The organism is Oryzihumus sp. JJN4-3R, assembly GCF_057747915.1.
This window is the reverse complement of record NZ_CM173229.1, coordinates 1,137,172-1,149,477: the sequence shown is the minus strand read 5'-3', so window position 1 is coordinate 1,149,477 and position 12,306 is coordinate 1,137,172. Positions and strand designations below refer to the sequence as shown.

Annotated in this window: 11 protein-coding genes; 9 read left to right on the top strand and 2 right to left on the bottom strand. The window is 73.3% G+C overall.

Annotation, left to right across the window (positions count from 1 at the left end):
- The first annotated feature begins 123 nt into the window (after window positions 1-123).
- The 8 genes from AC3ANM_RS05115 (at window position 124) to AC3ANM_RS05080 (ending at window position 9,844) form a co-directional block, all read left to right on the top strand.
- On the top strand, window positions 124-876 hold the full coding sequence (locus AC3ANM_RS05115) for a TIGR03936 family radical SAM-associated protein (RefSeq protein WP_488287065.1): 753 nt from the start codon (window positions 124-126) through the stop codon (window positions 874-876).
- A gap of 163 nt (window positions 877-1,039) precedes the next feature.
- Window positions 1,040-4,258, top strand: coding sequence for an Rne/Rng family ribonuclease (locus AC3ANM_RS05110; RefSeq protein WP_488287064.1), 3,219 nt, complete (start codon window positions 1,040-1,042; stop codon window positions 4,256-4,258).
- A gap of 92 nt (window positions 4,259-4,350) precedes the next feature.
- Window positions 4,351-4,659, top strand: a complete 309-nt coding sequence (gene rplU / locus AC3ANM_RS05105) for a 50S ribosomal protein L21 (RefSeq protein ID WP_488287063.1) — start codon at window positions 4,351-4,353, stop codon at window positions 4,657-4,659.
- A 34-nt stretch (window positions 4,660-4,693) separates the two neighbouring features.
- Window positions 4,694-4,972, top strand: a complete 279-nt coding sequence (gene rpmA / locus AC3ANM_RS05100) for a 50S ribosomal protein L27 (protein WP_488287062.1) — start codon at window positions 4,694-4,696, stop codon at window positions 4,970-4,972.
- A gap of 92 nt (window positions 4,973-5,064) precedes the next feature.
- Entirely contained in the window at window positions 5,065-6,594 is a 1,530-nt protein-coding gene (gene obgE, locus AC3ANM_RS05095; protein WP_488287061.1) for a GTPase ObgE, read from the top strand.
- A 9-nt stretch (window positions 6,595-6,603) separates the two neighbouring features.
- Window positions 6,604-7,722 carry a glutamate 5-kinase gene (gene proB, locus AC3ANM_RS05090; RefSeq protein WP_488287060.1) on the top strand — a complete coding sequence of 373 codons (1,119 nt, stop codon included), beginning with the start codon at window positions 6,604-6,606 and terminating at the stop codon, window positions 7,720-7,722.
- Window positions 7,723-7,838: 116 nt separating this feature from the next.
- A complete protein-coding gene (locus tag AC3ANM_RS05085) occupies window positions 7,839-9,122 on the top strand; it encodes a glutamate-5-semialdehyde dehydrogenase (RefSeq protein WP_488287059.1) in 1,284 nt (427 codons plus the stop codon).
- Window positions 9,123-9,148: 26 nt separating this feature from the next.
- On the top strand, window positions 9,149-9,844 hold the full coding sequence (locus AC3ANM_RS05080; RefSeq protein WP_488287058.1) for a class I SAM-dependent methyltransferase: 696 nt from the start codon (window positions 9,149-9,151) through the stop codon (window positions 9,842-9,844).
- On the opposite strand, the gene AC3ANM_RS05075 is transcribed toward AC3ANM_RS05080, so the two are convergent.
- Together AC3ANM_RS05075 and AC3ANM_RS05070 are read right to left on the bottom strand one after the other, a co-directional pair.
- The gene (locus tag AC3ANM_RS05075; protein ID WP_488287057.1) at window positions 9,810-10,850 is read right to left on the bottom strand and encodes a glycosyltransferase family 2 protein; all 1,041 of its coding nucleotides are present in this window, start codon (window positions 10,848-10,850) and stop codon (window positions 9,810-9,812) included. The two genes, AC3ANM_RS05080 and AC3ANM_RS05075, sit on opposite strands and share 35 nt — an antisense overlap.
- A gap of 188 nt (window positions 10,851-11,038) precedes the next feature.
- Complete coding sequence (locus AC3ANM_RS05070) at window positions 11,039-11,908, bottom strand: hypothetical protein (protein ID WP_488287056.1); 870 nt, start codon at window positions 11,906-11,908, stop codon at window positions 11,039-11,041.
- A gap of 202 nt (window positions 11,909-12,110) precedes the next feature.
- On the opposite strand from AC3ANM_RS05070, the gene AC3ANM_RS05065 reads away from it, so the two are divergent.
- A complete protein-coding gene (locus AC3ANM_RS05065; RefSeq protein WP_488287055.1) occupies window positions 12,111-12,296 on the top strand; it encodes a hypothetical protein in 186 nt (61 codons plus the stop codon).
- The last annotated feature ends 10 nt before the right edge of the window (window positions 12,297-12,306 follow it).

Genomic DNA, 12,306 nt, shown 5'->3' with positions numbered 1-12,306 from the left:
GTCCTGTGAGGCCCGGTCGGGCCGATAGGACGCTCGCAGCCCGGCGGCAAGGGGGCGGTCAACCCGGGGTCAAGGTCGGGGCAGGGGCGGGACAGGACTTGGTGGCCGGTAGCCTTCGGCATCATGGCTCGCCAGCGTGTACCTGAAGGACCAGCCCCCGCGCCGGCGGTGCAGAAGCTGCGGATCCGCTACGCCAAGCGGGGCCGCCTGCGCTTCTCCTCCACGCGTGACTTCCAGCGCGCCCTCGAGCGCGCGCTGCGCCGGGCGGCCGTGCCGATGGCCTTCTCCGCCGGCTTCCACCCCCACCCGAAGATCTCCTACGCCAACGCCGCGCCGACCGGCACGGCCAGCGAGGCCGAGTACGTCGAGATCTCGGTGACCGAGCGGGTCGACCCCGAGCGGCTGCGCGCCGCCCTGGACGAGGCGCTGCCCGAGGGCCTGGACGTGCTCCAGGTCGTCGAGGCCACCCCCGGCGCGCTCGCCGACCGGCTCCAGGCCAGCGACTGGGTGCTGCTCTTCCGCGGTATGCCGGTCGCGGACCTCGAGCGCGCGGCCGCCGCCCTCCTCGGGCAGGAACGGGTGGAGGTCACCCGCATGATGAAGTCCGGTCCGCGCACGTTCGACGTGCGGGAGGCCGTCGTGTCTCTCACAGCAGGGCCGGGTGAGGACGACTCGTGTGCGATACTGCGGGTGGTCGTGCGGCACACCACACCCGCCGTACGCCCCGACGACGTCCTGAGCGCGCTGCGCGCAGTGGCTGACCTCGCGCCGCCGACACCACCCCTGGTGACCCGGCTGGCGCAGGGACCACTGCAGACCGCAACCGCGACGGTGGCCGATCCCTTGGCTGCCGACCTGGGCGGCGGCGGCGCCTGAGGTGGTGACGCGCGTCCCCGCGCGAGCCTCCCGGGTGTAGCGATACGACTTCCGTCCGGACCGCTCCCTGCGGCACGGACGACGCCACCAGCACCGCGCGGCGACGAGGGCCTTCAAGGTCCAGGGTGTGGTCCTCGCCCCGTGGGTGACAGGAGGACGCCAGATGGCATCCAACGACAACCTCTTCTCCAACGACGCCCCGGCATCGGCTCCCGCCGACGAGGCCGTCAGCACGGAGGGGACCACGGCGCCCGCCGAGGCGCCGAAGAAGAAGGCCGCCGCCAAGAAGGCGACCAAGCGCGCCCCGCGCAAGAGCGCGAAGAAGGCCACCGCGCCGGAGACCACGGCTGCGGAGAGCGACGCGTCGGCGACGACGGCGCCCGAGGTCTCCGCGTCCGCCGCGGGCACGGAGCCGGCCGAGGGCCAGGCCGTGGCCGGGGAGGCCGTGCCGGAGGCTGCGGCGCCGAAGAAGAAGGCCGCCGCCAAGAAGACGGCCAAGCGCGCCCCGCGCAAGACCGCCAAGAAGGCCGCGGCCGAGCAGGCTGCTGCCGAGCAGGCCGTGGAGACCGGGACCGAGGCTGCCGAGGCGCCCGAGGTCGAGGTGTCGGCGGCTGCGCAGGAGACCGCTGCGCCGGCCGAGGCCGCGCCGCAGGCTGAGCCGGTCGTCCCCGAGGAGGAGGAGACCGAGACCGCCGAGGAGGCGGCACCGGTCGTGCCGAGCTTCGGGGTCCTGTTCCAGGCGCCCGACGCCACCGCCGTGACCCGTCGCCGTTCGCGCCGGGCGACCGCGCCGGCGTCCACGCCCGAGCACGTCGAGGAGCAGGCCGGGCCCGCGTCGGAGCAGGCCGAGCCGGCCGCCGAGCCCGCGGAGGCTGCGCAGGGCGAGCGGGCCGAGCAGGCCGACCAGGGCGACGGTGGTGCCGAGGGTGGTCGCCGTCGCCGGCGCCGCGGCGGCAAGGGCCGTGGTCGGGGCCGCGGCGGCGAGGGTGCCGAGTCCGGCGCCGAGCAGGGCGAGTCCGCCGAGGAGGCCGAGTCCGCCGCCGACCGTGGCGGCGATACCGGCCCGGCCGAGGGCGAGCACGGCGAGGAGTCCGGCGAGGGCGCCTCGAGCCGTCGTCGTCGCCGTCGTCGTCGTAGCGGCGGCAACGGTGAGGGCGAGGACGAGCCGGGCACCACCACCCGGGTGCGCGAGCCCCGCAGCGCGCAGCGCGACGAGGTCACCGCGCTGAAGGGCTCGACCCGCCTGGAGGCCAAGAAGCAGCGTCGCCGCGAGGGCCGCGAGGCCGGCCGTCGCCGCACGATCATCACCGAGGCCGAGTTCCTGGCCCGCCGCGAGAGCGTCGAGCGCGTCATGGTCGTGCGCCACAAGGACGACCGCACCCAGATCGGTGTGCTCGAGGACGGCGTCCTCGTGGAGCACTACGTCTCGCGCGAGACCAGCAACGCCTCGATGGCCGGCAACGTCTACCTCGGCCGGGTGCAGAACGTCCTGCCCAGCATGGAGGCCGCGTTCGTCGACATCGGCAAGGGCCGCAACGCCGTGCTCTACGCCGGTGAGGTCAACTGGGACGCTGCCGGCCTGGAGAACAACAAGGCCAAGCGCATCGAGAACGCCCTCAGCTCGGGCGACACGGTCCTGGTGCAGGTGACCAAGGACCCGATCGGGCACAAGGGCGCCCGCCTGACCTCGCAGATCTCGCTGCCGGGGCGCTACCTGGTCTACGTGCCGGACGGCAACATGACCGGCATCTCCCGCAAGCTGCCCGACACCGAGCGGGCGCGCCTGAAGAAGATCCTGCGCGAGGTCGTGCCGGACAACGCCGGCGTGATCGTCCGCACCGCCGCCGAGGGGGCGAGCGAGGAGGAGCTGCGCGCCGACGTCGAGCGCCTGACCGCGGCGTGGGAGGACATCCAGGCCAAGGCCAAGAGCGCCAACGCCCCGTCGCTGCTGCACGGCGAGCCGGACCTGACCGTCCGGGTCATCCGCGACGTGTTCAACGAGGACTTCTCCTCCCTGGTCGTGTCCGGGGACTCCGCATGGTCCACGGTCAGCGACTACATCCACTCCGTCGCCCCCGACCTCGCCGGTCGCCTGACGAAGTGGACGAGCGAGAGCGACGTCTTCGCCCACCACCGCGTCGACGAGCAGCTCGCCAAGGCGATGGACCGCAAGGTCTGGCTGCCCTCCGGTGGCTCACTGGTCATCGACCGCACCGAGGCGATGACGGTCATCGACGTCAACACCGGCAAGTTCGTCGGCTCGGGGGGCAACCTCGAGGAGACGGTCACCAAGAACAACATCGAGGCGGCCGAGGAGATCGTGCGCCAGCTCCGGCTGCGCGACGTCGGCGGCATCATCGTCATCGACTTCATCGACATGGTGCTCGAGAGCAACCGCGAGCTGGTCGTCCGGCGCCTGCTGGAGTGCCTGGGCCGCGACCGCACCAAGCACCAGGTCGCCGAGGTGACCTCGCTGGGCCTGGTCCAGATGACCCGCAAGCGGGTCGGCACGGGCCTGATCGAGGTCTTCTCCGAGTCGTGCGAGCACTGCAACGGCCGCGGGATCATCGTCCACGCCGAGCCGGTCGACAAGCCCTCGGGCAACGGCGGCGGCAACACCGGTGGCAACAACGCCGGGGGCGGTGAGTCCGGCTCCGGTCGCTCCCGCAGCCGGCGCGGGAAGGGGAGCGGGCGCGATACCGCTGCCTCCTCCGCGGGCAGCCAGGGCCAGCAGCAGGCGGCCCCCGCTCACACGCCGTCGGGCCCGACCCCGGCCCAGATCGCGGCCGCCGCGCACGCGGCGGCGCTGCACGCCTCCCACGCCGGTGAGGAGGCCGAGACCGTGGCCGAGGAGGCCGCCAAGGCGGTCGAGGCCGTCGTCGTCGGCGAGGGCGTGACCGAGCAGGCCTCCGGGGCCGCCACCACGCCTGCCGCCGAGGTCTCGCCCGAGGCTGAGGCCGAGACCGTCAGCGAGCAGGCGCCCCAGGCTGCCGAGGCTGCCCCGAAGGCCGCCCCGGCGCGGAAGGGCCGTCGCCGGGCCTCCAGCAAGGCCAAGGCCGTCTCGGAGGAGGCCGCGACCGCGGTGACCGTCGAGGCGCCGGTCGCGGAGCCGGCGAAGGAGCCGGCCCAGAAGCCGGCCGGGAAGCCGGCCACCGACCTGGCCGAGGCCGCCCAGCCCTCGCAGCCGGAGCCCACGCAGGCCGAGCCGGCGAAGACCGCTGCGCCGGCCGCAGAGCCCGACGCCGAGGCCGCTGCCGCCCCGGCGCCCCGCGGTCGCCGCAAGCGGGCGCGCGTGGTGGCACCGGCCGGCCCGCCGCGCTCGGTGAGCACGGATGGCGCCCAGGGCGAGTTTGCTGAGCAAGGCGCCCACCAAGTACCCTGATCCTTCGGTGCGCCCACCGTGCCTGTCTTCACGGGCCGGTAGGAATGAAGAGGCGCGCTGTACCCCGAACGACGTAAGAGAGTGAGCTCATCGTGTACGCGATCGTCCGCGCTGGCGGCCGTCAGGAGAAGGTGTCCGTCGGCGACGTCCTCATCATCGACAAGGTGAACGGGGCGGCCGGTGACCGTGTTGACCTCACGCCGCTCCTCCTCGTTGACGGCTCGACCGTCACCAGCGACGCTGCCAAGCTCGCCAAGGTGAAGGTCACGGCCGAGGTGGTCAAGGCCACGAAGGGCCCGAAGATCACGATCATGAAGTACAAGAACAAGACCGGCTACAAGAAGCGCCAGGGTCACCGTCAGCACTCGACCCAGGTCAAGGTCACCGCGATCGAGGCCTGAGCCTCGCCTTTACGAACGAGAACGGGTTTAGAACATGGCACACAAGAAGGGTGCATCCTCGACGCGCAACGGTCGCGACTCCAACGCCCAACGGCTTGGTGTTAAGCGATTCGGCGGCCAGGCCGTCAACGCCGGCGAGATCCTCGTCCGTCAGCGCGGCACGCACTTCCACCCCGGTGACGGCGTCGGCCGTGGCGGCGACGACACGCTGTTCGCGCTGGTCGCGGGTGCGGTCAAGTTCGGCACCAAGAAGGGCCGCAAGACCGTCAACATCGTCCCCGCCGAGACGGTTTCCGTCGGCGAGTCCGCGTAACACTCGCTGACGCACGTACCTCGACGCGAGGGGGTGGGCCGCCTGGCCCGCCCCCTCGCGTTGTTTCTGCTCCACCCCGATGAGAGGCCCTGATGGCGAACTTCGTTGACCGTGTCGTCCTGCATGTCGCCGCTGGTGACGGCGGGCACGGCGTCGCGTCCGTGCGCCGCGAGAAGTTCAAGCCGCTGGGCGGCCCTGACGGCGGCAACGGCGGTCGCGGCGGCAACGTCGTCCTCGTCGTCGACCCGCAGTCCACGACGCTGCTGGACTACCACCACCACCCCCACCGCAAGGCCACCAACGGCAAGCCCGGTGCCGGCGACGAGCGCAACGGCGCCGACGGCGACGACCTGGTGCTGCCGGTGCCCGAGGGCACTGTCGTCAAGGGCGCCGACGGTGAGGTCCTCGCCGACCTGGTCGGCATGGGCGCGACCTACGTCATCGCCCGCGGTGGCCGGGGCGGCCTGGGCAACAAGGCGCTGGCCTCGCCGCGCCGCAAGGCCCCCGGGTTCGCGCTGCTCGGGGAGCCGGGTGAGTCCTGCGACGTCGTCCTCGAGCTGAAGACGCTCGCCGACGTGGCGCTCATCGGCTACCCCTCGGCCGGCAAGTCCAGCCTGGTCTCGGTGCTCTCGGCCGCCCGGCCCAAGATCGCCGACTACCCGTTCACGACGCTGGTGCCCAACCTCGGCGTCGTCACCGCCGGCTCCGAGCGGTTCACCGTGGCCGACGTGCCCGGGCTGATCCCCGGGGCCAGCCAGGGCAAGGGCCTGGGGCTGGAGTTCCTGCGTCACGTCGAGCGCTGCTCGGTGCTGGTCCACGTCATCGACTGCGCCACGCTGGAGCCGGACCGCGACCCGCTCAGCGACCTCGACGTCATCGAGGAGGAGCTCAGCCAGTACGTCGCCGACGAGTCCCTCGGCGGCAAGCCGCTGTCCGAGCGCACCCGCATCATCGTCCTCAACAAGGCCGACGTGCCCGAGGCCCGCGAGCTCGCCGAGATGGTCCAGCCCGACCTGGAGGCCCGCGGCCTGGAGGTCTTCATCGTGTCCGCCGTCGCCCGCACCGGGCTGCGTGAGCTCGGCTTCGCCATGGCCCGCCACGTCGCCGAGCACCGCAAGGCCGTCGAGGTCGTCGAGGCCCCGCGGATCGTGCTGCGGCCCAAGGCCGTCGACGACAGCGGCTTCACCGTCACCCGGGAGAACACCCCCGACGGCGAGATCTTCCGCGTCGTCGGCGAGCGGCCCACCCGCTGGGTCCGCCAGACCGACTTCTCCAACGACGAGGCCGTGGGCTACCTCGCCGACCGGCTCAACCGGGCCGGCGTCGAGGAGGCGCTGTTCAAGGCCGGTGCCGTGGCCGGGGCGACCGTCGTCATCGGCGCCACCGACAACGCCGTCGTCTTCGACTGGGAGCCGACGATGTCCGCCGGCGCCGAGCTGCTGGCGGGCCCCCGTGGCACCGACCTGCGCCTCGAGGACGCGCACCGCCCCACGCGTGACCAGAAGCGCGAGGACTACGCCGCCCGGCGTGCGGCCAAGACGGCGGCCCGCGACGAGCTCGCGGCCGAGCGCAAGGCCGGTCACTGGGCGGACGCCGCCTCGGAGGACGACGAGGATCTCTAGGCTGCGTCCATGAGCAGCGTGGGGCGGAGCCAGGTGCGCTCGGCGCACCGGCTCGTGGTCAAGGTCGGGTCCAGCTCGCTGACCCGCGACGGGGGCAGCCTCGACGTGGAGCGGCTGAACGCCCTCGTCGAGGTGCTCGCGACCCGTCGCGAGGCGGGGTCGTCGGTGGTGCTGGTGTCCTCGGGCGCCATCGCCGCCGGGCTCACCCCGCTCGGGCTGGCCAAGCGCCCGCGGGACCTGGCCACGCAGCAGGCGGCAGCCAGCGTGGGGCAGGGAGCCCTGGTCGCGGCATACAGCCATGCCTTCGGCACCCACGGGCTGACGGTCGGGCAGGTGCTGCTGACCGCCGACGACGTCACCCGGCGCAGCCACTACGCCAACGCGCGGCGCACCCTCGACCGGCTGCTCGACCTCGGCGTCGTGCCGGTCGTCAACGAGAACGACACGGTCGCCACGCACGAGATCCGCTTCGGCGACAACGACCGGCTCGCCGCGCTCGTCGCGCACCTCGTGCACGCCGACGCGCTCGTCCTCCTCTCCGACGTCGATGCCCTGTATGACGGGCCGCCGAGCCGCGAGGGCACCTCGCGGATCCCCGTGGTGACGCATGCCGACGAGCTGGTCGACGTGCGCATCGGCGGCTCGGGGTCCTCGGTCGGCACCGGCGGGATGGCCACCAAGATCGAGGCGGCGGCGATCGCGACGGGTGCGGGGATCCCGACGGTGCTGACCTCGACGGCGCAGGCCGCGGCGGCGCTGGCGGGGGAGGACGTCGGCACGTTCTTCGCGCCCACCGGGTCCCGTCGCGCGTCCCGGCTGCTCTGGCTGGCGCACGCCACCACCCCGCGCGGGCGTCTGGTGCTGGACCCGGGGGCGGTGCGCGCGGTCGTCGAGCGGCGCAAGTCGCTGCTGCCGGCGGGGATCGTCTCGGTCGAGGGCACCTTCGACGGCGGCGACCCGGTGGACCTGTGCCGGCTCGACGGGCACGCCGTGGCGCGCGGGCTGGTCAACTACGACTCCTCCGAGCTCCCGGGGCTGCTGGGGCGGACCACGCACGAGCTGGCCCGCGAGCTGGGCCCTTCGTACGAGCGCGAGGTCGTCCACCGCGACGACCTGGTCCTCCTCTGACCCACCGACCTCAGCGGCGCGGGACGGAGGGCCCCGGGGAGAGGCTGCCGTGAAGCCGCTGTCCGCGGGACGAAACGACTGGCAGGGGAGGCGAGCGGGCGGCATACGCTGAGGCCATGGCTCCGATCGATCCCGAGGTGACCGCCCACGTCGCCGAGCTGGGCGGCCGGGCGCGCGAGGCGTCGCGGCGCCTGGCGCTGCTCTCGCGTGCCGACAAGGACGCCGCGCTGCTGGCGATGGCCGCCGCGCTCGAGGCCGCCGCGCCGCAGGTGGTCGACGCCAACGCCGAGGACGTCGAGCGTGGCCGGGCCGGCGGGCTGTCCGAGGGGCTGGTCGACCGGCTCCGCCTCGACGAGGCGCGGGTCCACGCTGTCGCCCAGGCGCTGCGCGACATCGCCGCGCTGCCGGACCCGGTGGGCGAGGTCGTGCGCGGCTCGACCCTGCCCAACGGCCTGCAGATCCGGCAGGTCCGGGTCCCGATGGGCGTGGTCGGCATGATCTACGAGGCCCGGCCCAACGTGACCGTCGACGCCGCCGGGCTGGGGCTCAAGAGCGGCAACGCCGTCATCCTGCGGGGTGGGTCCGCCGCCGCGTCGAGCAACCGTGCGCTGGTCGACGTGTTGCGCAAGACCCTTGCGGCTCAAGGGATCCCGGCCGACGCCGTGCAGCTGCTCGACGAGGGCGGCCGCGACGCCGTGCGCGCCCTGATGACGGCGCGTGGCCTGGTCGACGTGCTCATCCCGCGCGGTGGCGCCGACCTGATCCAGACCGTGGTGCGCGAGTCGACGGTGCCGGTGATCGAGACCGGCGTCGGCAACTGCCACGTCTACGTCGACGCGGCCGCCGACCTCGACAAGGCGCTGGCCATCACGGTCAACTCCAAGGTGCACCGGCCCAGCGTCTGCAACGCCGCCGAGTCGCTGCTCGTGCACCGCGACGTCGCCGCCGACTTCCTGCCCAAGGCGCTGGCCGCCCTCGGCGGCGCGGGCGTGCGGGTGCACGGCGACGAGCAGGTGCGGGTGTTCGCGGACGCCGCGGGCACGGCATACGAGCCGGCGACCGAGGAGGACTATGCGCGCGAGTACCTCTCCCTCGACATCAGCGCGCACGTCGTCGACAGCCTCGATGAGGCGCTGGAACACGTGCGGCGCTACGGCACCGGCCACACCGAGGCGATCGTCACCGAGGACCGCGCCGCCGCCCGGCGCTGGGTCGCCGAGGTCGACGCCGCGGCCGTGATGGTCAACGCCTCGACGCGGTTCACCGACGGCGGGGAGTTCGGCTTCGGCGCCGAGATCGGCATCTCCACGCAGAAGCTCCACGCCCGCGGCCCGATGGCCCTGCCGGAGCTGACGACGACCAAGTGGGTCGTCGAGGGGGACGGCCAAGTTCGTCCCTGACCGTGCGACTGGCAGGATGGCCGCTCGTGGAAGGCACTGAGGTTCGCAAGCTGGCCGCGCTCGAGGACACCCACTGGTGGTATCGCGAGCGGCGGCACCTGCTCGCCGCTGCCCTCAAGGGGGCCACGCCCGGGCGCGCCCTGGACGTGGGGGCCGCCGGTGGCGGCAACACCCGCGTGCTGCGTGACCTCGGCTGGGACGCGGCGGCGCTGGAGTACGGCGCCGACGGTGCCCAGGTCGCGGCCGAGCGTGGCCTGCCGGTCATGCGCGCCGACGCGACGCTGCTGCCGGTGCAGGACGGGGCCATGGACCTCGTCGTGGCGTTCGACGTGCTGGAGCACCTGGTCGACGACGATGCCTGCGCCCGTGAGATCCACCGCGCGCTCCGTCCCGGCGGGACGTTCCTCGTCGCCGTGCCGTGCGACCCGCGCCTGTGGTCCGCCCACGACGAGGCGGTGGGCCACGTGCGCCGCTACACCCGGCCGACGCTGCGGGACCTGTTGCAGCGCAACGGTTTCGAGATCGAGTCGATGACGTCGTGGAACGTCCTGCTGCGCCCCGTCGTGGCGCTGCGCCGGCGCTCCTCCAACGGCAGCGACCTCGAGGACCTGCACCCGGTGGTCAACGCCGGGCTGCGCACGATCATCACCGCCGAGCGCTACCTGCCGGTCAAGGGCCTGCCCGGCGTCAGCCTGCTCGTGACTGCTCGCCGACTGGCGTAGGACGGGCCGGGGCGGCCGGCGCCGTGGGCTCAGCCTGGGTCTGCGGAGCGGGCTGGGTGGTCTGGGCGGTCCCGGCCTCGGCGGCCGAGTCGTAGGCCACGAAGTAGGACGGGCGGCCCTGCATCATCGTGTACATCCGCCCGACGTACTCCCCGAGGATGCCCACGCAGAGCAGCTGGATCGCGCCGACCGAGGCGACGGCCACGACGGTCGAGGTCCAGCCGGCGACGGTCTCGTTGCGCAGCTGCGCCACCAGCGCGTAGATCAGCAGCAGGATCGCGGCGATCCCGCCGCCGATGCCGCACCAGGTCGCCAGGCGCAGGGGAGCGGTCGAGAAGCCGGTGATGCTGTCGATCGAGAGCTTGACCATCCGGGCGAGGGGGTACTTCGAGCGCCCGGCGGCTCGCTCCTCCCGGCGGTAGCCGACGGAGGCGGAGGGGAAGTTCAGCGCCGGCACGACGAAGCGCAGCACGCGGTGGTGCTCGGGCAGGGCGTTGACCGCCTGCACCGTGGCGCGGGACATGAGGCGGAAGTCGCCTGCGTCGACCTGGGCCGAGGTCTGGCTGAGTCCGCGCAGCAGCTTGTAGAACGCCCGGGCGCTGCCGCGCTTGAACGCCGAGTCGGTGGAGCGGTCGGAGCGCACGCCGTAGACGACGTCCACGCCCTCGCGCCGGGCCACCTCGAGCATCTGGCCGATGACCTCCGGCGGGTCCTGCAGGTCGGCGTCGATGGTGGCCACGTAGTCGCCGAGCGCGTTGGCCAGCCCCGCCGAGATCGCGGCCTGGTGCCCGGCGTTGGCCCGCAGGCGCAGCACCCGCAGCTGCGGCCAGTCGTGCCGGTAGCGCTGCAGCAGCACCGGGGTGGCGTCCTTGCTCCCGTCGTCGACTGCGAGGACCTCGTAGGTCGCCCCGGTCGCGTCGAGGACCGGGCGCAGCCGCTCGACGAGGAGCGGCAGGACCTCCGCCTCGTCGTACATCGGGACGACCACGGACAGCTCGACGGACATGCCGGAAGCCTAACCGCCCACCCGTCCCCGGCCGACGCGGTTGCGCCGGCTTCCCGCTCCACCGAGCCCGTATGCCGCGTGCGCACCCGGCGCGCTCGGCCCGCGGCGGTGAGTTCCGAGCGACGAGCACCGACGGCGGTTGGGTTGCTCGGCGGCTACCAGGGTGCGGCGGTGATCGTCGGTCCGCGTCACGCGGCCACCACCCTGGGGCGGCGGCGGCCATTCAGGACTGTGCGCAGCAGCGCGCACAGGCGCCCGGGGTCGTCGAGGTCCCGCCACGTCACACGGATGACGGTCCAGCCTGCGGCCACCAGCCGGTTGTAGCGCGCGCAGTCATTGGTGAACTCCCGCACTCCGGCGTGGAATGCATAGCCCTCGGCCTCGACCACGACGCGCCTGGCCGGGAAGGCGAAGTCGGTCCAGTGCCGGACGCTGCCGGTCTCGATGAGGTGCTGTTCCACCCACCCCCGGATACGGCCGTTGATCATCACTGCCCGCACCAGGGACTCCATCGGAGACCCCGAGGCGCCGCTGGCCCATCTGGACACTCGCCGGGCAGCCCGCACGCCGGGACCCGTCGACTCGTCAGCTGCGCGGACCAGTTCCTCGGCTGAGATCCGTCGGTCCCGCAGGGCCGAGTCGGCCACGACCAGGGCCTCAGCGAACGGCAAGGTTCTGGCGCAGTCGAGCACAGTGGTGAGCACATCCGTGACACCGGCGCGCAAGTCCAGCGGGCGGGTGGTCCAGTGCAGCACTACTCCGGCGTCGCGGCGGTTGCGCCCGCGGGGGACCGTCAGGTGTACGGCTGTGGGAGTGTTCACCAGATCAAGTCCGTGGTGTGCTGCGGCGCTTGCATGGCTGAGGACCGCTCGTCTGGCCTTGGCCAACGCCAGCTCGGGCCGAAGGCCCGGAAGGGCGTAGTGGCCCTTCACCGGTCGGGCCAGGCTGCCGTCAGCGAGGGCCTCCCGGAGCTGGCTTGGCGTGACGATGCCGAGAGCGGCGCGGCGGTCGAGGCACGTGCGCTCGTGCAGCGAGACCCACATGTCGGGCAGGAACACCGGTCGATGATGGCCCGGAGCGGGGCACGGGCGTGCGGACTGTCCCCAGCGCGCGCCGACCGACGATCATCGGCGGGTGTGGGCTGCCGATGAGGCGCCCGAGGCACCGCCGTGATCGTCGGTCGGTGCGGAGGGTCGGGCGCGAGCGGGGTGGGGAGGTCCGGCGTCCCACCTGCGGTGACGCCCCGCTAGGCTGTGCGCCATGTCGTTCTCGCCCCTGCTGACCCACCTGGCCGCCGCCGAGGAGCACACCCGCGAGCTGCCGATCCCGACGTGGGCCTATGGCGCCCTCGCCGCGTTCGCCTTCGCCGCCCTGCTGGGCGTCCTGTGGTCCTTCCGCAACACCGCGGCCAAGACGGTCAGGCACCCGCACGGGGACCACCACTGACCACCCGCCT